Source organism: Streptomyces sp. NPDC051582 (genome assembly GCF_040681715.1).
Taxonomy (GTDB): domain Bacteria; phylum Actinomycetota; class Actinomycetes; order Streptomycetales; family Streptomycetaceae; genus Streptomyces.
Window position 1 is genome coordinate 1 of record NZ_JBFAZJ010000028.1, and the last position, 20,096, is coordinate 20,096.

General features: G+C 72.0%; 17 protein-coding genes. 8 read left to right on the top strand and 9 right to left on the bottom strand.

Annotated elements, in window-relative coordinates; translation table 11 throughout:
- Positions 1-113: 113 nt before the first annotated feature.
- The 3 genes from AB0M92_RS29730 to AB0M92_RS29740 form a co-directional block, all read right to left on the bottom strand.
- Entirely contained in the window at positions 114-839 is a 726-nt protein-coding gene (locus tag AB0M92_RS29730; RefSeq protein ID WP_366105400.1) for a VC0807 family protein, read from the bottom strand.
- Between the two features lie 136 nt (positions 840-975).
- Positions 976-1,569, bottom strand: a complete 594-nt coding sequence (locus tag AB0M92_RS29735) for a TetR family transcriptional regulator (RefSeq protein WP_366105401.1) — start codon at positions 1,567-1,569, stop codon at positions 976-978.
- A gap of 21 nt (positions 1,570-1,590) precedes the next feature.
- The gene (locus tag AB0M92_RS29740; protein WP_366105402.1) at positions 1,591-2,619 is read right to left on the bottom strand and encodes an aldo/keto reductase; all 1,029 of its coding nucleotides are present in this window, start codon (positions 2,617-2,619) and stop codon (positions 1,591-1,593) included.
- Positions 2,620-2,640: 21 nt separating this feature from the next.
- On the opposite strand from AB0M92_RS29740, the gene AB0M92_RS29745 reads away from it, so the two are divergent.
- Positions 2,641-3,144, top strand: coding sequence for a MarR family winged helix-turn-helix transcriptional regulator (locus AB0M92_RS29745; protein ID WP_366105403.1), 504 nt, complete (start codon positions 2,641-2,643; stop codon positions 3,142-3,144).
- Between the two features lie 41 nt (positions 3,145-3,185).
- Here the strand turns inward: AB0M92_RS29745 and AB0M92_RS29750 are convergent, their stop codons facing one another.
- Positions 3,186-4,637 carry an MFS transporter gene (locus AB0M92_RS29750; RefSeq protein WP_366105404.1) on the bottom strand — a complete coding sequence of 484 codons (1,452 nt, stop codon included), beginning with the start codon at positions 4,635-4,637 and terminating at the stop codon, positions 3,186-3,188.
- Positions 4,638-4,701: 64 nt separating this feature from the next.
- Between AB0M92_RS29750 and dusB the strand changes: the two genes are divergently transcribed.
- The 5 genes from dusB to AB0M92_RS29775 all read left to right on the top strand — a co-directional run bounded on the left by dusB (position 4,702) and on the right by AB0M92_RS29775 (position 11,614).
- The gene (gene dusB / locus AB0M92_RS29755) at positions 4,702-5,844 is read left to right on the top strand and encodes a tRNA dihydrouridine synthase DusB (RefSeq protein WP_366105405.1); all 1,143 of its coding nucleotides are present in this window, start codon (positions 4,702-4,704) and stop codon (positions 5,842-5,844) included.
- Between the two features lie 376 nt (positions 5,845-6,220).
- Positions 6,221-8,929 carry a pyruvate, phosphate dikinase gene (gene ppdK / locus AB0M92_RS29760; protein WP_366105406.1) on the top strand — a complete coding sequence of 903 codons (2,709 nt, stop codon included), beginning with the start codon at positions 6,221-6,223 and terminating at the stop codon, positions 8,927-8,929.
- A gap of 388 nt (positions 8,930-9,317) precedes the next feature.
- Positions 9,318-10,370 carry a helix-turn-helix domain-containing protein gene (locus AB0M92_RS29765; RefSeq protein ID WP_366105407.1) on the top strand — a complete coding sequence of 351 codons (1,053 nt, stop codon included), beginning with the start codon at positions 9,318-9,320 and terminating at the stop codon, positions 10,368-10,370.
- A 244-nt stretch (positions 10,371-10,614) separates the two neighbouring features.
- On the top strand, positions 10,615-11,079 hold the full coding sequence (locus AB0M92_RS29770) for a group III truncated hemoglobin (RefSeq protein ID WP_366105408.1): 465 nt from the start codon (positions 10,615-10,617) through the stop codon (positions 11,077-11,079).
- Between the two features lie 130 nt (positions 11,080-11,209).
- Entirely contained in the window at positions 11,210-11,614 is a 405-nt protein-coding gene (locus AB0M92_RS29775; protein WP_366105409.1) for a VOC family protein, read from the top strand.
- 16 nt (positions 11,615-11,630) lie between these two features.
- Here AB0M92_RS29775 and nirD read toward each other — a convergent pair whose 3' ends face one another.
- The 3 genes from nirD to AB0M92_RS29790 are packed head-to-tail and all read right to left on the bottom strand — an operon-like array spanning position 11,631 to position 15,852.
- On the bottom strand, positions 11,631-11,975 hold the full coding sequence (nirD, locus tag AB0M92_RS29780) for a nitrite reductase small subunit NirD (RefSeq protein WP_366105410.1): 345 nt from the start codon (positions 11,973-11,975) through the stop codon (positions 11,631-11,633).
- On the bottom strand, positions 11,972-14,524 hold the full coding sequence (gene nirB, locus AB0M92_RS29785; RefSeq protein ID WP_366105411.1) for a nitrite reductase large subunit NirB: 2,553 nt from the start codon (positions 14,522-14,524) through the stop codon (positions 11,972-11,974). Before nirB ends, nirD begins: the two co-directional genes overlap by 4 nt.
- A 2-nt stretch (positions 14,525-14,526) precedes the next feature.
- Positions 14,527-15,852, bottom strand: a complete 1,326-nt coding sequence (locus AB0M92_RS29790; protein WP_366105412.1) for an FAD-dependent oxidoreductase — start codon at positions 15,850-15,852, stop codon at positions 14,527-14,529.
- A gap of 159 nt (positions 15,853-16,011) precedes the next feature.
- Between AB0M92_RS29790 and AB0M92_RS29795 the strand changes: the two genes are divergently transcribed.
- Positions 16,012-17,316, top strand: coding sequence for a ferredoxin reductase family protein (locus tag AB0M92_RS29795; protein ID WP_366105413.1), 1,305 nt, complete (start codon positions 16,012-16,014; stop codon positions 17,314-17,316).
- A 448-nt stretch (positions 17,317-17,764) separates the two neighbouring features.
- Positions 17,765-18,541 carry a TSUP family transporter gene (locus AB0M92_RS29800; RefSeq protein ID WP_366105414.1) on the top strand — a complete coding sequence of 259 codons (777 nt, stop codon included), beginning with the start codon at positions 17,765-17,767 and terminating at the stop codon, positions 18,539-18,541.
- Between the two features lie 28 nt (positions 18,542-18,569).
- On the opposite strand, the gene AB0M92_RS29805 is transcribed toward AB0M92_RS29800, so the two are convergent.
- Both AB0M92_RS29805 and AB0M92_RS29810 read right to left on the bottom strand, forming a co-directional pair.
- Positions 18,570-19,190 carry a class F sortase gene (locus tag AB0M92_RS29805; protein ID WP_366105415.1) on the bottom strand — a complete coding sequence of 207 codons (621 nt, stop codon included), beginning with the start codon at positions 19,188-19,190 and terminating at the stop codon, positions 18,570-18,572.
- A gap of 184 nt (positions 19,191-19,374) precedes the next feature.
- Entirely contained in the window at positions 19,375-19,917 is a 543-nt protein-coding gene (locus tag AB0M92_RS29810; protein WP_366105416.1) for a hypothetical protein, read from the bottom strand.
- Positions 19,918-20,096: the final 179 nt, after the last annotated feature.

Here is a 20,096-nt window from a genome sequence, read left to right on the forward strand (position 1 = left end):
GGGTGGGCTCCCCCCCGCCCCCCGGCGCCTCGCCCCCCCCCCGGCGGGGCTGAACCCGGCCGGGGCCCGGGGCGGCGGGCCGCCCCCCGGGCCACCGGCGTTTCCGCCTCGGCTCAGGCCTGGGCCGGGGCCCCGGCGCGTGCCTCGGCCGCGGCCGCCTCGGCGGCGCGCCGCTCACCGGCCGCCTGCGAGCGCTTCGCGTAGCGCGCGGTCCACAGGGCCAGCAGACCCAGCGTCGCGTAGATCAGGATCGGGCTGACGATCACCATGGTGTCGGTGGGCAGCAGGTACGCCAGGGCGATCCGCACCGCGGCCTCGGCGAGGTAGACCACGCCCCACACCGTGGTCATGACGGTCATCGTGCGGCGGAAGCCGTCGTACTGCCACAGGCCGTTCCACCAGGCGGTGCTCTCGGGGGTGCCGTCGGTGGCGAACTTGCGGCTGAAGTAGAACATCAGCGGACGCGGCGCGAGCAGGGTGGCGAGGCAGAGCAGCCCGAACAGCCCGGTCACTCCCGAGTCCTTGATCAGCAGCGCGCGCGCCGAGTGCGCGCCGACGAGCGAGACGACGGCCGTGATCACCATGAACACCAGGGCGATGATGGCGAATTCGTCCAGCTTGCGGCGCCAGGCCACGCTGATGACGCTGTCGAGCACCGGCCACACGCCGCTGATCAGCAGCGCGCTGAAGTCGCTCCAGCCGTGGTCGTGCAGCTGGTTGTACGTGATGATCGGCGCGACCACGTTGAGGCTGATGGTCAGGATCCAGCCGACGGCAGCGGCGCCGCCCGAACGGGCCGGAGGTTTGGGCTGCGTCGCCTGAATTGGTTGAGCGGACAAGGTTCCCCCTGGAACGTGCCTGGTGAAGGGTGCTAAAGGGAACGTATGGAGTTTGACGGGGCACGGACAAGGTGGGCTCGTACCAAATGATCATCAAGTCGTCCGGAATGGCTTGTTCCGGACGTGTTCTCCGCCGTCAGGCGCGCAGGCCCCGGACCACGAGTGCGGTGACCGCCTCGAACTCCGTGATGATCGTGGGCCTCCGCCACTCCGCCGCGTACTGCGGATCATGGAAGCGGCCGGTGGCGTCGAACACGGCCCGGGCGGCGGCCGGTACGTCGGGCGCACTGAGCGAGCCCGCCTCGACCCCCTCCCCGATGATCCGGCCCAGCTGGTCCATCAGCTGGTTCAGGTGCTGGTCCACCACGTCGCTGTTCTCCGCGAGCAGCACCGTGTACGTCGCGAACAGCTCCGGATCGTCACCCGCCTTGTGGCGTTTGGCTTCGAACAGCGCCTCCAGCCACGCCTCCAGCTTGGAGGGCGCGGACCCCTCGGGGGCCGAGGCGATCTCGTCCAGGCGGACGACGCTCTTGGCGAGCCAGCGGTCCGTGACGGCCTCGCGCAGCGCCGCCTTCGACGGGAAGTGGCGGTAGACGCTGCCGTGGCTGACGCCCAGGGCGCGGGCCACGTCCACCACGGTCGCCTTGGTGGGGCCGAAGCGGCGCAGCACCTCCTCGGTGGTTTCGAGGATGCGCTCGGGTGTCAGGGGCTCGGCAGCAGCGGGGGGCATGAGTACGACCGTACCGCCCGCTCAGTGCTCACTGTCGAGGTGGGCCATCTGCGCTTCCGGGTACCGCTCGCCGGCCGCGGCTCCCGCCGGGACCGCCTCCTCGATGGCCGCCAGGTCCGCGGCCGTCAGCTCCACGGTCATGGCACCCAGTGCCTCGGACAGTCTGTCCCGGCGGCGGGCGCCCACCAGAGGCACGATGTCCTCGCCGCGCGAGAGCACCCAGGCGATGGCGGTCTGCGCGACGCTGACCCCCTTCTCCTGCGCGACCTTGCGCAGGGCGTCGACCAGGTCGAGATTGCGCTGCAGGTTCTCGCCCTGGAAGCGCGGGCTCATCCCGCGGAAGTCGCCCGGCGCCAGCTCCCGGTCGCGGCTGAAGTGCCCGCTGATCAGACCGCGGCTCAGCACCCCGTACGCCGTGACCCCGATGCCCAGCTCCCGGGCGACCGGGAGGATCTCCGCCTCGATGCCGCGGGAGATGAGCGAGTACTCGATCTGGAGGTCCGAGATCGGCGCCACGGCGGCGGCCCGGCGCAGGGTGTCCGCGCCGACCTCGGAGAGGCCGATGTGCCGCACGTGCCCGGCCTCGACGGCCTCGGCGATGGCGCCGACGGTCTCCTCGATCGGGACGTCCGGATCGACACGGGCGATCCGGTAGACGTCGACGTGGTCGCGGCCCAGGCGCTGGAGCGAGTAGGCCAGGAAGTTCTTGACGGCCTCGGGGCGGCCGTCATAGCCGGTGAAGCCGCCCTCGACGGTGCGCAGGGCGCCGAACTTCACGCTGATCAACGCCTGCTCCGCGGCCGCGGCCGGCGCGGAACGCAGGGCTTCGCCGATCAGCATCTCGTTGTGCCCCATGCCGTAGAAGTCGCCGGTGTCGAGCAGCGCGCTCGCGCCCTCGGGAACGGCGTCCAGATAGGCGTGGACGGTCGCGATCGACTCGGCGCGGTCGGCCTCCCCGTACAAGGCGGACATGCCCATGCAGCCCAGCCCCAGCGGGAAGACGGAGGGGCCGGCGGAGCCGAGGGTGCGGGTGTTCTCGTTCGTGGTCATGGAACAACCATGGCATGACGAGTGACAGATTTCAATATCTGTCACTCGTCAGGACGGCTACGCCGCCACCCGGAGGACCAGGGCCGCCGCCGCGACCAGGGTGAGGGCGACCGCCGGGGCCAGGCCTGGCACGGCTCGATCACCGAGTCCCTCATGAAGCAGGCGCTCAGTACGGCCGGTCTCACCCCGCGGCACGCGATGGCGCTGATGCACCTGGAGGACGGCCCCGTCGGCCAGCGGGCCCTCGCCGAGCGGCTGGAGGTGGATCCGAGCGTTCTGGTCGGCATCCTCAACGGCCTGGAGGGGGAGGGTCTGGTCGTCCGCCGCCGGGACCCGGCCGACCGCCGCCGCCACAACGTGGCCATCACCGAGGCCGGATCGACGGCCCTCGCCAAGACGAACGCGGCCCTCGACGAGGTCGAGCTCTCCCTGTTCTCCGCGTTCTCGCACGCCGACAAGGACGCGCTGCGCGCACTGCTGGGCCGGATCGACTCGAACCCCGAGCACTTCGACTGCGGGGAGTAGGGGCGCTCCCGCCCCGCCCTGCCCTGCCCGGCCTGCGGGCCTCAGCCGCGCGGCGGTGCCGTCGCCGGCGAGGGCCCCGCCGCCGCCTGTTCCAGCGTGCGGGCCGTCCGCTCCGCCGTCCCCATGGCCCACCGGCCGCTGGTCGCGGCGCCCACCACGAGCGCGAGCAGTCCGCAGCCCGCGATTATCCACCAGGCCGGCCGCGCCGCCTCGACGAAATCGGCGCCGCCCGCCGTCCCCGCCGCCAGGACCGCGCCGATCACCGCCACGCCCAGCGTGCCGCCGGTCTGCCTGCTGGTCGAGGCGACCGCGGCCGCCACCCCCGCCTGGGCCCGGGGCATCCCGGAGACCGCCGTGTTGGTGATGGGTGCGTTCACCATGCCGAAGCCGAGCCCGAACAGCACGTACGCGGTGAACAGCAGCGGCGTCGAGGTCTCCGCCGAGAACGCGGCGAACAGCACCCCGCTCGCCGCCATCGCCGTCCCCGCGATCAGCAGTGACGGCCGCGGCCCCCGGTTGCCGACCAGCCGGCCCGACAGCGGGGCGCACAGGAAGGTCATCAGGGCCATCGGCAGCATGTAGAGCCCGGCGTCGAGCGCGCTGAGCCCCCGTACGTCCTGCAAGTACAGCGTGTTCAGGAACAGGAACCCGGACAGCGCGGCGAAGGCGCCGATCGCGATCACCGTCGCGCCGCTGAAGGGGGCGCTGCGGAAGAACCGGGGGTCGATCAGCGGCTCCGCCCGCCGCGGCTCGTACACCAGCAGCCCCACCAGCGAGGCCACGGCCAGGGCCGCGCAGCCGAGGATGACCGGAGCGTTCCAGCCCGCGCTCGGGGCCTCGATGATCCCGTACGTCACGGAACCGAGCAGGGCCATGACCAGCACCTGGCCCACCGGGTCGGGGCGGCGCGGTCGCGCGGCCCGCGACTCGGGGACGAACCGCAGGGTCAGTACCAGGGCCAGCAGACCGATCGGGAGGTTGATCCAGAAAATGGAGCGCCAGCCGACGGACTCCACCAACAGCCCGCCGATCAGCGGGCCCACGGCCATGGAGATGCCGACCACCGCGCCCCAGGCGCCGATGGCGCGGGCCCGCTCGCGCGGATCCGTGAAGGTGTTGGTGATGATCGACATGGCGACCGGGTTGAGCATCGAGCCGCCCACCGCCTGGACCATACGGAAGGCGATCAGCCACTCCAGGGTCGGCGCCAGCGAGCAGAGCAGCGAGCCCGCCGTGAAGAACAGCAGTCCCACGGTGAAGACCCTGCGGCGCCCGATCCGGTCCGCCGTGGAGCCCGCCAGCATCAGCAGCGAGGCCAGGACCAGCGTGTACGCGTCGAGCGTCCACTGCATGCCGGAGACCGAGGCGCCCAGCTCACGGCGCATCGAGGGCAGCGCGACGTTCAGGACGGTCACGTCGAGGCTGACGATGAGCAGGCTCATGCAGCAGATCGCCAGGACCAGCATTCTCCGTCGGCGGCTCAACTCCGGCATGTTTCCGATAGTACGCCTAACTAAAGAGATGCGTGCCCCGGTCCGGCTGAGCGACAATGGGGGGATGACCACGCTCCCTCCGCCGCTCGCGATCGGCCCGCACACCGTGCAGCCCCCCGTGGTGCTCGCCCCCATGGCCGGTATCACCAATGCCCCGTTCCGCACCCTCTGCCGGGAGTTCAGCGGCGGCAAGGGTCTGTTCGTGAGCGAGATGATCACGACCCGCGCCCTGGTCGAGCGCAACGAGAAGACCATGCAGCTGATCCACTTCGACGAGACTGAGAAGCCCCGCTCGATCCAGCTGTACGGAGTGGACCCGGCGACGGTCGGCAAGGCGGTCCGCATGATCGTCGAAGAGGACCGCGCCGACCACATCGACCTCAACTTCGGCTGCCCCGTCCCCAAGGTGACCCGCAAGGGCGGCGGCTCGGCCCTCCCGTACAAGCGGAACCTGTTGCGCGCGATCCTGCGCGAGGCCGTCGCGGGCGCCGGCGACCTGCCGGTCACGATGAAGATGCGCAAGGGCATCAACGACGACCACCTCACCTACCTGGACGCCGGCCGCATCGCCGTCGAGGAAGGCGTCACCGCCATCGCCCTGCACGGGCGCACCACCGCCCAGCACTACGGCGGCACCGCCGACTGGGACGCCATCGCGCGGCTCAAGGAGCACGTGCCGGAGATCCCCGTGCTCGGCAACGGCGACATCTGGTGCGCCGAGGACGCGCTGCGCATGGTCCGCGAGACCGGCTGCGACGGCGTGGTCGTCGGGCGCGGCTGCCTGGGCCGCCCGTGGCTGTTCAACGACCTGGTCGCGGCCTTCGAGGGGCGCCCCGAAGACTTCCACAAGCCCACGCTGCGCGAGGTCGCCGACACCATGCACCGGCACGCCCAGCTGCTGGGGGAGTGGATCGGCGACGAGACGCGCGGGGTGATCGACTTCCGTAAGCACGTGGCCTGGTACCTCAAGGGCTTCTCGGTGGGTTCCGAGATGCGGAAGAAGCTGGCGGTCACCTCGTCGCTGGCCGAGCTGAACGCTCATCTGAGCGAGCTCGACCTGGACCAGTCGTGGCCCGAGAGCGCGGACGGCCCGCGCGGCCGGACGTCCGGAAACAACCGGGTTGTCCTGCCGGATGGCTGGCTGAAGGATCCGTACGACTGTGCGGGCGTGAGCGAGGATGCGGAACTGGACACGTCCGGGGGCTGAGAATCAGCTGACAAACTCTGCCACCGGCGGCGTGACATACGCCACGCATGGGTGGGGTTGCGCTCACATGAGCGCGAAAATCACGGGTAAGACTTTCAAAGGGTGGCACTGGGTGCCACCCTTTGTCTGTTCAAGACTTGAACGCAAATGTATCGATGATCGCTCATCCGAGCGAGAACAGGCCTCAGGAGGCCCTTCTCCCTTCGGGAGGTGAACGCTCTTCGTAGATTCTGGCTACTCATCGGTTACTTTCGATCTGGTGGCGCACGGGTGGTTACAGCCACATGACGACCAAGTGGACGTACCCAGAAGCCTTCGATCTGGGTATGTTCCTGGCCGTCAGGGCAGCCACCGAGTCCTCGAGGAGTCGAGACCCGTGTCGGAAAACAAAGATCAGAAGTTCGTCTACGACTTCACCGAGGGAAACCGCGACCTCAAGGACCTTCTCGGCGGCAAGGGGGCCAACCTCGCCGAGATGACCAACCTGGGTCTGCCGGTCCCTCCCGGCTTCACCATCACCACCGAGGCCTGCAAGGTCTACCTCGCCAGCGGTGAGGCCCCGGCCGCGCTGCGCGACGAGGTCAGCGCCCACCTGGCGGCCCTCGAAGCGAAGATGGGCAAGAAGCTCGGCCAGTCGGACGACCCGCTGCTGGTCTCCGTGCGCTCCGGCGCCAAGTTCTCGATGCCGGGCATGATGGACACGGTCCTCAACATCGGCCTCTCCGACGAGTCCGTGGCCGGCCTCGCCTCCCAGGCCGGCAACGAGCGCTTCGCGTGGGACTCGTACCGCCGCCTCATCCAGATGTTCGGCAAGACCGTCCTGGACGTGGACGGCGAGCTCTTCGAGGAGGCCCTCGACGAGGCCAAGGCCGCCAAGAAGGTCACCGTCGACACCGACCTCGACGCCGCCGACCTCAAGAAGCTGGTCACCCGCTTCAAGAAGATCGTCGCCAAGCAGGCCGGCCGCGAGTTCCCGCAGGACGCCCGCGAGCAGCTCGACCTCGCCGTCGAGGCGGTCTTCAACTCCTGGAACACCGACCGCGCCAAGCTCTACCGCCGCCAGGAGCGCATCCCGAGCGACCTGGGCACCGCGGTCAACATCTGCTCCATGGTCTTCGGCAACCTCGGCCCCGACTCCGGCACCGGCGTCGCCTTCACCCGCGACCCGGCCAGCGGCCACGCGGGCGTCTACGGCGACTACCTGCAGAACGCCCAGGGCGAGGACGTCGTCGCGGGCATCCGCAACACCGTCCCGCTGGCGGACCTGGAGACCATCGACAAGGCCTCCTACGACCAGCTCATGACGATCATGACGACGCTGGAGACCCACTACAAGGATCTCTGCGACATCGAGTTCACGATCGAGCGCGGCCAGCTGTGGATGCTGCAGACCCGCGTCGGCAAGCGCACCGCCGGCGCCGCCTTCCGCATCGCCACCCAGCTCGTCGACCAGGGCCTCATCGACGAGGCCGAGGCGCTCCAGCGCGTCAACGGCGCCCAGCTCGCGCAGCTGATGTTCCCGCGCTTCGACGAGGGCGCGGCGACCGAGCTGCTCGGCCGTGGCATCGCCGCCTCCCCGGGCGCGGCCGTCGGCAAGGCCGTCTTCGACTCGTACACGGCCGTCAAGTGGTCGCGCTCCGGCGAGAAGGTCATCCTGATCCGCCGCGAGACCAACCCGGACGACCTGGACGGCATGATCGCCGCCGAGGGCATCCTGACCTCGCGCGGCGGCAAGACCTCGCACGCCGCCGTCGTGGCCCGCGGCATGGGCAAGACCTGCGTCTGCGGCGCCGAGGACCTCGAAGTCGACACCAAGCGCCGCCGGATGACGGTCGGCGGAGTGGTGATCGAGGAGGGCGACGTCGTCTCGATCGACGGCTCCACCGGCAAGGTCTACCGCGGTGAGGTACCCGTCGTACCGTCCCCGGTCGTCGAGTACTTCGAGGGCCGCATGCACGCCGGCGCCGACGACGCCGACGAGCTGGTCCAGGCCGTCCACCGGATCATGGCCTACGCGGACCGCGTCCGCCGGCTGCGGGTGCGCGCCAACGCCGACAACGCCGAGGACGCGCTGCGCGCCCGCCGCTTCGGCGCCCAGGGCATCGGCCTGTGCCGCACCGAGCACATGTTCCTCGGTGAGCGCCGCGAGCTGGTCGAGCACCTGATCCTCGCCGACACCGACAAGGAGCGCGAGGAGGCACTGAGTGCCCTCCTGCCGCTCCAGAAGAAGGACTTCGTCGAGCTGTTCGAGGCGATGGACGGGCTGCCCGTCACCGTCCGTCTCCTCGACCCGCCGCTGCACGAGTTCCTTCCCGACATCACCGAGCTGTCGGTGCGCGTGGCCCTCGCCGAGGCCCGCAAGGACGCCAACGAGAACGACCTGCGCCTGCTCCAGGCCGTGCACAAGCTGCACGAGCAGAACCCGATGCTGGGTCTGCGCGGCGTCCGCCTCGGTCTGGTCATCCCCGGCCTGTTCGCCATGCAGGTCCGGGCGATCGCCGAGGCCGCGGCCGAGCGCAAGAACGCCAAGGGCGACCCGCGCGCCGAGATCATGGTCCCGCTCGTGGGCACCGTCCAGGAGCTGGAGATCGTCCGCGAGGAGGCCGACGCGGTCATCGCCGAGGTCGAGGCCGCCACCGGCACCAGCCTCAAGCTGACCATCGGCACGATGATCGAGCTGCCGCGCGCCGCGCTCACGGCCGGGCAGATCGCCGAGGCCGCGCAGTTCTTCTCCTTCGGCACGAACGACCTGACCCAGACGGTGTGGGGCTTCTCCCGCGACGACGTCGAGGCCAGCTTCTTCACCGCGTACCTGGAGAAGGGCATCTTCGGGGTCTCGCCCTTCGAGACCATCGACAAGGACGGCGTCGGCGCGCTGGTCCGCAGCGCGGCCCAGGCCGGCCGGGAGACCCGCCCCGACCTCAAGCTCGGCGTCTGCGGCGAGCACGGCGGTGACCCCGAGTCCGTCCACTTCTTCCACGAGGTGGGTCTCGACTACGTCTCCTGCTCGCCGTTCCGGATCCCGGTGGCGCGCCTGGAGGCCGGCCGTGCCGCCGCCGAGTCGAAGGGCAGCGACAGCCGCTGAGCCCCTCCAGGCCTGACACGGCCCGCTGACTGCGCGTCCGCCCCCGGGTTCCCTGACCCCCGAGGGCGGACGCGCATCTTTTTGTTGTTCGACAAATCTTTACGCCAGCAGGCGGTGGACGGATCCCCACCCGTCCACCGCCTGCCGGCAATCTGCCAGGCACGTCGGCGCTTCCCGGTGCGACCGACCGCCAGGCCCCGCAAAGCCCCCCACGGCCTTCACGGAGCGTTTCGGTCGCATCGGAGTGTGCCTGGCGGAGTACAGGATTTCGGTTGTCACGCCCCCGCCGAAAGGGGTTTCAACTGTGGCCGAAAGGGCGTGGTGACGTCGTGTGACGGCATGCATACTCATGAGGCGGGGGGATTGCGGTTGCACAGGTGGGGGTTCGGTGCTGCGTATCCATTTCACTGGAGTGGACCTGGCACGCGTACGGATGGCAGGGCGTCCCGATGCGTTGTGGGAAACGATTCTGAGTTTTCACCGTTTAAGAGACCGGCGTGATGCGCGGCTCTTCGGTGAATGGCGTACGGAAACCCGGAGCAGGTTGAATAGTGAAACACGTTTGCTCGGTGCGCTCATACCGAGTCGTGGTTATTTTCCCGATTTCCTGACCCCTGTGGAGGGGCAGTACGGGTGGGACGTGGGGCTCGACGCCCTGCGCGGGATCCGTCCCGAGCGGATGCGGCGCGAGCTGGCGCTGCTGGGCGCGGGCACCGGGGTCGGGGCCGCGTTCGGCATGCCCTCGGCGGTCAGCGGGGGTGCCGACGTGTCGGTCCCGCGGCGGCTGCGGGACTTCATGGAGGGCGGCACCAAGCACCTGCCCAGGCTGCTGGGCGAGCTGCGCGGCTACCACCGGGCGGCCGTGGAGCCGTACTGGACGCACATCCAGGCCCAGATCGAGGCCGAGCGGGCCGCGCGCGGCCGCGCCCTGCTGGACGGGGGCGCGGACGAGCTGCTGGCCTCGCTGCCGCCGATGCTGCGCTGGCGGGCACCGGTCCTGGAGTGCGACTACCCGGTGGACCGGGACGTACGGCTGCGGGGGCGCGGGTTGCTGCTCCAGCCGTCGTTCTTCTGCCGGCGCACCGCCGTGACCCTGCACGACCCGGAGCTGCCGCCGGTGCTGGTCTACCCGGCCGCGGCGCAGCTGGCCTCGGCGTCCGGCTCGGGCGAATCGATTCGGCCCCTGGAGGAGCAGCGCCAGCGCACGCTGGGCAAACTCGTCGGGCACACCCGCTCGGTGGTGCTGCGGGCCATCGGCGACGGCGCCACCACCAGTGAGCTGGCCCGCCGCGCCGGGGTCTCGCTGGCCTCCGCGAGCCAGCACGCCTGCGTGATGCGCGAGGCGGGCCTGGTCACCACCCTGCGCCGGGGTAACGCCGTCCTGCACACGGTGACCCCGCTGGGGGCCGCGCTGCTGAAGGGCGGAGCGGTGGCCTCCTAGGGGGTGTCCGCGAAGCGGCGGCGTCCGCCCGTAGGGCGGGCCGTGCCGGGCGCCGCGGGGCAGGCGGGACTTTGCGGACACCCCTGGCGCTGCCGGGGGGCTCCCGGCCCTGCCGCGGGCCCCTGCCCCGTCATACGGGCGGGGGCCCGCGCGGGCGAGCGGTTCGCCCGCGATCCGCACGAAGTGACGAACGGCGGGACTTTGCGCCCTGGCACGCCCCCGCGTACGCCAAGATGGTGGAGCCATGAACCAGTTCGCCGCGGACAACGACATCTCCGGCCGCGCCGACCTCACCGTCGTGCTGCGCCGCTTCTACACCGCCGCTTTCGCCGACCGGCGGATCGGGCCGTTCTTCACCGAGATCGCCGGCACGGACCTGGAGGTCCACTTGCCGCGCATCACGGATTTCTGGGAGCGGGCCCTGTTCCGTACGGCCGATTACGGGCGCGACGCCTTCGGCCCGCACGCCGCCCTGCACGCGGCGCGGGCGCTGACCGCCGAGGACTTCGGGCGCTGGGTGCAGTTGTGGCACGCCGCCGTCGACGGCCTGCACCGCGGGCCGAACGCGGAGCGGGCCAAGGCGACGGGCGAGCGGATCGCCCTGGCCCTGCACAAGCGGCTGGCCGGCCCCGACCCGGCGCTGCTCCGGCGCCAGGACTCCCGCGGCTTTGTCCCGCTGGCCGCCCTGGAGCTCCGCTCCACGGCCTGACCTGGGCGGATGCCCCTCGGCGTACGACTCGTGGAAAAAGTTTCCGCGGGAGCGATGAGTTCTTTCGGGGCCCCCGGTCTATCTCTCGAAAGCACACACGAGACGCGCACACGAGAGAAGAGGCACCCAGATGCCCACCATGATCTTCGTCAACCTGCCGGTCAAGGACATCGAGGCCGCCAAGGCGTTCTGGGTCGAGCTCGGCTACTCCTTCAACCCCCAGTTCAGCGATGACAAGACCGGCTGCCTCGTCATCAGCGACACGATCTTCGCGATGCTGATGACGGAGGCCCGCTTCGGGGACTTCGCGACCAAGGAGGTCGCGGACGCCACCAAGACCACCGAGGTCATGCTCGCCCTGAGCGCCGACAGCCGGGAGCAGGTCGACGAGGTGCTCGGCGCCGCCCTCGCGGCGGGCGCCACCGAACCCCGTCCGGCCCAGGACCTCGGCTTCATGTACGGCCGCGCCTTCGAGGACCTGGACGGCCACGTCTGGGAGTACGTCTGGATGGACCCGGCGGCCGTCCAGGGCTGATGCCCCCGCTACGCCGCTACGCCACCGCCGCCGAGGTCACGGCGGTCCGCACCGGGTAGGTCCGGACCGCCGCCGCCTCGTCGTCCAGGCAGCGCCCCGACACGAGGTCGAAGCGCTGCTTGAGCAGCGGAGAGGCCACGAAGGGCCGGCCCTCCGCGCACCCGATCAGCCCCCGCGAGAGCACGGCGGCCCCGGTGAACGGATCCCGGTTGTCGATGGCGTACGTGCTTCCCGACCGGGTGATGAACACCGCGGCCTGGCTGCCGTCGGGCAGTAGGACCGCCACCCCCCGCCCGGGGATCAGGTCGGACAGTTCGCACACCGTCAGCCAGCCTTCGGTCGCCTGCAGTTCCACGGTCATCGGGTGCCTCCCACGGCCTCCAGCGGCCGGATGTCGAGAATGGTCAGGTCGGGCTTGACCTGGTCGCGTTCGGGGACGAACTTCACGGTCGGGTCGGGGGCGCCGGGCGCGTTCACGAAGGACACGAACCGGCGCAGCCGCTCCGGGTCCTGGAGGGTCTCGGCCCATTCGTCGCGGTAGTGCGCCACGTGGTCGGACATCAGCGCCTCCAGCTCCGCGCACAGCCCGAGCGAATCGTGTACGACCACGTCCCGCAGGTGGTCCAGGCCGCCCTCCAGCCGGTCCAGCCAGGTGGAGGTGCGCTCCAGCCGGTCGGCCGTGCGGATGTAGAACATCAGGAACCGGTCGATGAGCCGGACCAGTTCGGCGTCCGACAGGTCCTGGGCCAGCAGGTCCGCGTGGCGCGGGGTGGCCCCGCCGTTCCCGCCGACGTAGAGGTTCCAGCCGTTGGCCGTCGCGATCACCCCGAAGTCCTTGCTCTGCGCCTCCGCGCACTCGCGCGCGCAGCCGGAGACCGCCGACTTGAGCTTGTGCGGGGCGCGCAGGCCCCGGTAGCGCAGCTCCAGGTCGATGGCCATGCGCACGGAGTCCTGGACCCCGTACCGGCACCAGGTCTGGCCCACGCAGGACTTCACCGTGCGCAGCGCCTTCCCGTACGCGTGTCCGGACTCGAACCCGGCCTCCACGAGCCGGGCCCAGATCCGCGGGAGCTGGTCCACGCTGGCCCCGAAGAGGTCGATGCGCTGGCCGCCGGTGATCTTCGTGTAGAGCCCGAAGTCGCGGGCCACCTCGCCGATCACGATGAGCTTGTCGGGGGTGATCTCGCCGCCGGGGATGCGCGGGACCACCGAGTACGAGCCGTTGCGCTGGAGGTTCGCCAGGAAGTGGTCGTTGGTGTCCTGGAGGGCGGCCTGTTCCCCGTCGAGGACGTAGCCGCTCGCCCCGAGGGTGGGGGCGAGCGAGGCGATGATCGATCCGACGGTCGGCTTGCAGACCTCGCAGCCGTTGCCGCCGCGGGCCTTCTCCCGGCCGTGGCCGTCGAGGAGCTGCTCGAACGAGGTCAGCCGGCGGGTCCGGACGATCTCGTAGAGCTCGGCCCGGGTGAACGGGAAGCAGCCGCACAGCCCCTTGTCGGCGGCCGCGGGCAGCAGCTGGCCGATGGTCTTGATGCAGCTGCCGCAGCCGGTGCCCGCCTTGGTGCACTGCTTGACCTCGGGGAGGGTCGCGCAGGCGGTGATCGCCTTCTTGGTGACGTTGTGGCAGGAGCAGATCACCGCGGAGTCGGGCAGCGCCGACGGGCCGAGCGCCACGGGCGCGCCGAGGCCGGCGGGCAGGACCAGCTGGTCGGGGCTGACCGGAGGGACGCTGCCGGTGAGCGGGCGCAGCAGGCCGTACGCCTCGGCGTCGCCCACCAGCACCCCGCCGAGCAGGACCCCGTCGGGGGAGACGACCAGCTTCTTGTAGACCCCGGAGCGGGAGTCGGAGTAGACGACGTCGAGGCTGTCGGGGGCCGTGCCGTGGGCGTCGCCGAAGGAGGCCACGTCCACGCCGAGCAGCTTGAGCTTGGTGGAGAGGTCGGCTCCGGTGAACTCCTTGTCCCGGCCCAGCAGGTCCTCGGCGGCCGTCTCGGCCATCTCGTACCCGGGGCCGACCAGCCCGTACACCCGGCCGTCCGCGGCCAGCGCGCATTCGCCGATCGCATAGACGCGCGGGTCGGAGGTGCGGCAGCGGGCGTCGACGCCGATGCCGCCGCGCTCGCCGACGGTCAGGCCCGAGTTGCGGGCGAGCTGGTCGCGGGGGCGGACCCCGGCGGAGAAGACGACGAGGTCGGTGTCGACGGTGGAGCCGTCGGAGAGCCGCATGCCGGTGACGGAGCCGTCCGCTCCGGTGAGCACCTCCTGGGTGCCGACCCCGGTGTGGACGGTCAGCCCCATCGACTCGATGGTGCGCAGCAGCGCCGCGCCGCCGCCGTCGTCGACCTGGACGGGCATCAGACGCGGGGCGAACTCGACGACTCGGGTGGCGAGGCCGAGACCGTTGAGGGCGCCGGCCGCTTCGAGCCCGAGGAGCCCGCCGCCGACGACCGCACCGCTGGTGCGGGTCTTGGCGTACTCCTCGATCGCGAACAGGTCCTCGATGGTGCGGTAGACGAAGCAGCCGGGGGCGTCCTTGCCGGGGACGGGCGGCACGAAGGGGTAGCTGCCGGTCGCGAGGACCAGCACGTCGTACGGGAACACCTGCCCGGAGCGGGAGGTGACGGTGCGGGCGTCGCGGTCGATGGACTCGGCGGGGTCGCCGAGGTGCAGCTCGATCCCGTGCTGCTCCATGAAGCCGGCCGGGGTGAGGGAGAGCTCCTCGGGGGTGCTGCCGGAGAAGTACGAGGTGAGGTGGACGCGGTCGTACGCGGGCCGGGGCTCCTCGCAGAGCACGGTGATCCCGTGCGTGGCGGTGGCCCCGCGCTCGGCGAGGGCCTCCAAGTAGCGCTGGCCGACCATGCCGTGGCCGATGAGCACGATGGCGGGGGTGGGCGTGGGCGTGGCTGCGGCCATGATCAGGAGCCTCCGTCGTCGGTGAGCAGGTGGAACAGGTCGGTCAGGGTCTCGGCGTCCTGCCAGCTGCGGGCGAGGGCGCCCACGGTGGAGAGCTCGCCGAGCAGGACCCCGCCGACGAGGCGGTCGCCGCGCACGACGACCTTCCGGTAGGTCCGGCGGGTGGCGTCGGCGAGGCGGACCACGTCGTCGCCGGGGAGCGGGGTGGTCTCGCCGAAGGCGGCGAGGTCGAGCGTGCCGGTGGTGGTGGCGGTGCCGGTGGTGGTGCCGGCACCGGTGGCCGCGACGGGAGTGCCTGCGGCGGGGGTGGCGAGGGTGAGGCGGGTGAGGGCGCGGGTTCCGGTGTATCCGGGGGCGGTGGCTCCGCCCAGGTGCTGGGCCAGGGCGTCGGCCTGGTCCAGCGCCGGGCCCGCGAGGCCGTACACCCGGCCGGCGTGCTCGGCGCAGTCGCCGATGGCGTGGATCCGGGGGTCGTTGGTGCGCAGCCGGTCGTCCACGACGATCCCGGTGCGTACGTCGAGCCCGGCGGCGAGCGCGAGACCGGTGCGCGGGCGCACGCCGCAGGCGAGCACGACGACCTCGGCATCGAGCCGGTACCCGTCGGCGAACTCGACGCCGCTGACGCGCCGCCCGCCCGCGGGGCCGCGCGTGGTCGCCAGACCGCGCACCCGGCACTGGGTGTGGATCTCGATGCCGAGTGCGGTCAGGTGGGCGTGCAGCAGCGCCGAGGCCTCCGCGTCCAGCTGGCGCTCCATCAGGCGCTCGCCCTGCTGGGCGAGGACCACCTGGGCGCCGCGCTCGGCCAGGGCTCGGGCCGCGGAGACGCCGAGGAGGCCGCCGCCGATCACCACCGCGCGCACCCCGGACCGTACGGCCACCGCGGCCGACAGCGCGAGGCAGTCGTCCATGGTGCGGAACGCGTGGACCCCGTCGGGCAGTTCCCGCCCGTGCGGCTCGAACAGCCCGCGCAGCGGCGGGAGGACCGCGTTCGAGCCCGTGGCCAGGACCAGCGTGTCGTACCGCTCGGTGCTGCCGTCGTCGCAGTGGACCGTCCGGTCGGCGCGGTCGACGCGGACCGCCCGCACGCCCCGGCGCAGCACCGGGCCGGGATCCGGGAGGGCGGTCACCTCCGGTGCGTACCGGCCGGCCAGGACCTCCGCCAGCAGGACCCGGTTGTACGGAACGTGCGACTCCTCGCCGAGGACGGTCACCTTCGTACCCGTGTCCGTACCCGTACCCGTACCCGTACCCGCGCCCAGCCGCGCGGCGAGCCGCAGGCCCGCGAGGCCGCCGCCGATCACCACCACACGCTGCTGTTCCGAGGTCATGGGATGAGCGTGCGCGCTCGCTGTTTCCCCGCCGCATCGCCGCTGTTACCCGGACGGAACGCGCACCTCAGCGTCCGGGTTAAGGGTCGGTGAGGCGTCGCTCAAGGGCGGCTTAAGGATCGGTTCGGGCAGCTCAGAGGCGTGCGGAGCGCCCTTAGCGTGATCCGTGTGCGAGATGCGGCGATGCGGGTCAAGAGCGGGATGTTCGGCGGGGCGGGACTGGTGGCGCTGGTGTGGGCGGCCCAGGTGCGGCCCTCCGCGCGGCTCGACGCGCTCTTCGCGACCGCCGCCCACCTGACCGGCCTGCTCGCCGGGTACGGGGTGCTCGTCCTGCTCTTCCTGATGGCCCGGGTGCCCGCCGTCGAGCACGGCGTGGGCGCCGACCGGCTCGCCCGCTGGCACGCCCGGGGCGGCCGGCACGTGCTCCTGCTCTGCTTCGGGCACGCCCTCTTCGCCCTGTTCGGATATGCCGTCCACCAGGGCGTCGACGTGGTCTCCGCCGTCCGGGAGCTGTTCGGCTACCCCGCGCTGACCGCCGCCTGCGCCGGGACGGCCCTGCTGGCCGCCGTCGGCGTGAGTTCCGCCCGGGCCGTACGCCGCCGGGTCAGCCACGAAACCTGGCGCGGGGTCCACCTCCTCGTCTACCTCGCCGCCTCCCTGGCCTTCGGCCACCAGCTGGCCGGGCCCGATCTCGCCCTGCTCGGCTGGTTCTGGGCCCTCGCCCACGCCACCGTCGCCGTCCTGCTCCTCTGGTACCGGGCCGTGGTCCCCGTACGGCAGGCCCTGCGGCACGCGCTGCGGGTGGCCGAGGTGCGCATCGAGGGGCCCGGGGTGGTCTCCGTCGTCGTGTACGGGCAGCACCTGGCGGAACTGCGCGCGGAGCCGGGCCAGTTCCTGCGCTGGCGGTTCCTGCAACGCCGCCTGTGGCACACCGCCCTGCCGTTCTCGCTGTCCGCGCCGGTCCAGGGCCACGCCCTGCGGATCACGGTGAAGGCGCTCGGCGGGCACTCGCGGCGGATCCGCCGGCTGCGTCCCGGGACCAGGGTGATCGCCACCGGGCCGTTCGGGGCGCTGACCGCCGCCCGGCGGACCAGGCCCAAGGTGCTGCTGATCGCGGGCGGCGTCGGCATCACCCCGATGCGGGCGCTGTTCGAGACGCTGCCCGGCGGGCCGGGGGACATCACCCTCCTCTACCGGGCCGGGGCCGCGGAGCACTTGGTGCTGCGCTCCGAGCTGGAGGCCATCGCCGCCGAGCGGCGGGCCGGGCTGCACTACCTGCTCGGGTCCTGCGACGACGCCTACGATCCGCTGGCCCCGCGGGCGCTGCTCGCCCTCGTACCGGACCTGACCGGGCACGACGTCTACCTGTGCGGGCCGCCGGGGATGGCAGGGGCGACGCGGAGTGCGCTGCTGCGGGCCGGGGTGCCGGCCGGGCGCATCCATTCCGAGTGCTTCAGCTTCTGATCCCTTCCGCCTTCCGCCCTCCGCCCTCCGCCCTCCGCCTTCCGCCTTGCTTTCCGTTCTCCTCCGATCCCGAGAGGCCGCCGCGCCATGCGCCATCCGCTCCACGTCCCGCTGTCCGTACCGGTCGGGGCCCCCGGTGCCGCTGCCCCTGGCCCTGCCCCTGCTCCCGCCGCCCCCGCAGCCGTGCCCGCGGCCCGGCACCGGGGCCACCGCCGGCCCTCCGCCCTGCGGGCGGGCGCGGCCGCGCTGGCCGCCGTACCGCCCGCGCGGCGGCTCGCGGCCGGGCTGGGGCTGGTCAGTGTGCTGGCCGCGACGGCGCTGACGGCGACGGTGAATCCGGCCGCCCCGGCGGCTCCGGACCGGGTGCCGGCCCGGCAAAGCTCAACCTTTGCGCAAGTTTCCGGGGATTGATGGGCTGTGCACCCATCGGCTCCATAGGGTCGTGCCCGTGCCTGACATATCAACGACCATGATCATCGTGCTGTGCGTGGCCGCCGCCGCGGCCGGCTGGATCGACGCCGTGGTGGGCGGCGGCGGACTGCTGCTCCTGCCCGCCCTGCTCCTCGGCCTGCCGAACGCCCAGCCCGCCGCCGTGCTCGGCACGAACAAGGCCGTGGCCATCGTCGGCACCGCGGGCGCGGCGGTGACGTACGTACGCAAGGCGCCGGTGGACGTGAAGCTCGCCGTCCGGATCGGCGTCGCCGCGCTCGCCGGTTCCATGGGCGGCGCCGCGCTGGCCGGCGGGATCAGCAAGGACACCATGCGCCCGCTCATCATGGGCGTACTCGTGGTCGTCGCGGGCATCGTGATCTTCAAGCCCGGCTTCGGCACCGCGCCCTCGACCGCGCCCGTCAGCCGGCAGCGGGTGCTGCTCGCCATCGGGCTCGCCGGTCTCGGCATCGGGTTCTACGACGGTCTCATCGGGCCCGGCACCGGCACCTTCCTGGTGCTCGCCCTCACCGCCCTGCTCCACCTCGACCTGGTGAGCGCCTCCGCGACCGCCAAGATCGTCAACTGCTGCACGAACGCCGGGGCGCTCGCGATGTTCGCCTACCAGGGCATGGTGCTGTGGCAGCTGGCCGCGCTGATGGCGGTGTTCAACCTGGCGGGCGGCATGGTCGGAGCCCGGATGGCGCTGAAGAAGGGCAGCGGGTTCGTGCGCGGCGTGCTGCTGACGGTGGTCGGTGCACTGGTGATCAAGCTCGGTCTGGAGCAGTGGGGCTGACCGACCGGGCGGGCTCTTGCGACGCCTCTCAATACGTGCCGGTGAGGTGGGCGAAGACGACCACGTTGCCCTGGTAGCCGGTTCGGGGTGAGAAGCCCCCGCCGCAGGTGATCACTCGGAGCTCGGCGCGCGGCGAGGGCCCGTACACGCGGGAGTCGGGGAACCGGTCCGCTTCGTACACCTCGACCGCGTGGACGGTGAACACGGCCGTACGTCCGTCCGCGCGCGGCACCTCGATCGCGGCTCCGCGGTGCAGCGCGCCCAGGTGGTAGAAGACCGCGGGGCCGGTCGATTGGTCGACGTGACCCACGATGACTGCGGTGCCGACCGCTCCGGGGGTGGTGCCGTCCCGGTACCAGCCCGCCAGGTCGCGGCGGGCGGGCGGCGGTACCTCGATGCTCCCGTCGGGGCCGAGGCCCAGTCCGGTCAGCGGGGCGTCCACCCGGATGGACGGGATCCGGATCCGGCTCGGCGGGGATCCGGGGAGCGGGTCGATGCTGCCGGGGTAGTGCGCCTGTGCGCCCAGCGCGTCGGCGGGGGAGGGCAGCGGGGGCCCGATCGACTGGCTGGAGCCGCTGCCGACGAGCCAGATGCCGACGCAGGCGGCGAGCGCGACGAGTCCGCCGCTGCCGGCCTGGCCTCTGCCCATGGGTGCCCCCTGGCGTTGAGTTCCGGTCCGTGTTCCGTGTGGCGGGCCCGGCGCGGCGGTTCTCCGCGCGGCGGCCTTCCGGCTGACAGGCCGTCGCCCGGCCCCGCGAACGGGGGGACCTCGCGGGGCGGGCGACGGGGGACGGTACCGGTCGGACCACGGCCGCAGCCGCGGTGGGCGTCCGTCAGCTCCGCGTGCCGCTCGCCCGGCGACGCAGGAGCCAGGTACCGCCGACGGCGGCGGCGGCCAGCACGGCCGCTCCCGCCGTGATCTTGGTGGGGTCGACGGTGGTGGTCGTCCCGCCACCCACCCCGGTGCGGACGTGGCCCTTGGGGCCGCGTTCGGTGACGACGAGATCGCCGGTGGCGAATTTCCCGTCGGCGCAGGTCGCGCCAATGCTGTACGTGCCCGGGCGAATGCCGCGGGCGATTTGGAATTGCCCGAGGACCACCTCTTTATGGGTGCCGGGTACCAGCTTGAAGCGGCCGCCGCCGACGGTGGTGGCATCTCCGTCGGCGTGGCCGCCGACGCCGCAGGCGGTGGTGTTCACGGTGACACTGGCCCCGGGAACGGCGCTTTTCGGCCAGACTTCCAGCTTCGCGAAGTCGCCGGGTGCGAAACCCGCCGTGCCGAGTTCCGCGGCGGCGACCGCCCCGGCGACCGGGCCCGTGAACGCGGCGGCGGTCAGCGCGGTGGCGGTGAGCACGTGGGCGGTGCGTCGACGCATGGAGGCTCCTGGAGACACGGGGTCGTGTTCCCGAGGAAACCCGGCCCGGCCGCGACGCGCATGCTGACGTGCCGTCAGATAAACCCGTGCCGCCCCCGTTTCCGCAGGTCACGGCCGCGACCTCAGTCATCGGGGGTGTCACGCCGTCCGGGTGAGGCAGGGCCGAGGGGGCGAATCCC

What these genes read in the sequence shown, in the direction of transcription:
- AB0M92_RS29735 (WP_366105401.1), bottom strand. Translation starts at nt 1,569, where the DNA reads ATGCCCCCCGCTGCTGCCGAGCCCCTGACACCCGAGCGCATCCTCGAA.
- AB0M92_RS29740 (WP_366105402.1), bottom strand. Translation starts at nt 2,619, where the DNA reads ATGACCACGAACGAGAACACCCGCACCCTCGGCTCCGCCGGCCCCTCC.
- AB0M92_RS29750 (WP_366105404.1), bottom strand. Translation starts at nt 4,637, where the DNA reads ATGCCGGAGTTGAGCCGCCGACGGAGAATGCTGGTCCTGGCGATCTGC.
- dusB (WP_366105405.1), top strand. Translation starts at nt 4,702, where the DNA reads ATGACCACGCTCCCTCCGCCGCTCGCGATCGGCCCGCACACCGTGCAG.
- AB0M92_RS29770 (WP_366105408.1), top strand. Translation starts at nt 10,615, where the DNA reads ATGAACCAGTTCGCCGCGGACAACGACATCTCCGGCCGCGCCGACCTC.
- AB0M92_RS29775 (WP_366105409.1), top strand. Translation starts at nt 11,210, where the DNA reads ATGCCCACCATGATCTTCGTCAACCTGCCGGTCAAGGACATCGAGGCC.
- nirD (WP_366105410.1), bottom strand. Translation starts at nt 11,975, where the DNA reads ATGACCGTGGAACTGCAGGCGACCGAAGGCTGGCTGACGGTGTGCGAA.
- nirB (WP_366105411.1), bottom strand. Translation starts at nt 14,524, where the DNA reads ATGGCCGCAGCCACGCCCACGCCCACCCCCGCCATCGTGCTCATCGGC.
- AB0M92_RS29790 (WP_366105412.1), bottom strand. Translation starts at nt 15,852, where the DNA reads ATGACCTCGGAACAGCAGCGTGTGGTGGTGATCGGCGGCGGCCTCGCG.
- AB0M92_RS29805 (WP_366105415.1), bottom strand. Translation starts at nt 19,190, where the DNA reads ATGGGCAGAGGCCAGGCCGGCAGCGGCGGACTCGTCGCGCTCGCCGCC.
- AB0M92_RS29810 (WP_366105416.1), bottom strand. Translation starts at nt 19,917, where the DNA reads ATGCGTCGACGCACCGCCCACGTGCTCACCGCCACCGCGCTGACCGCC.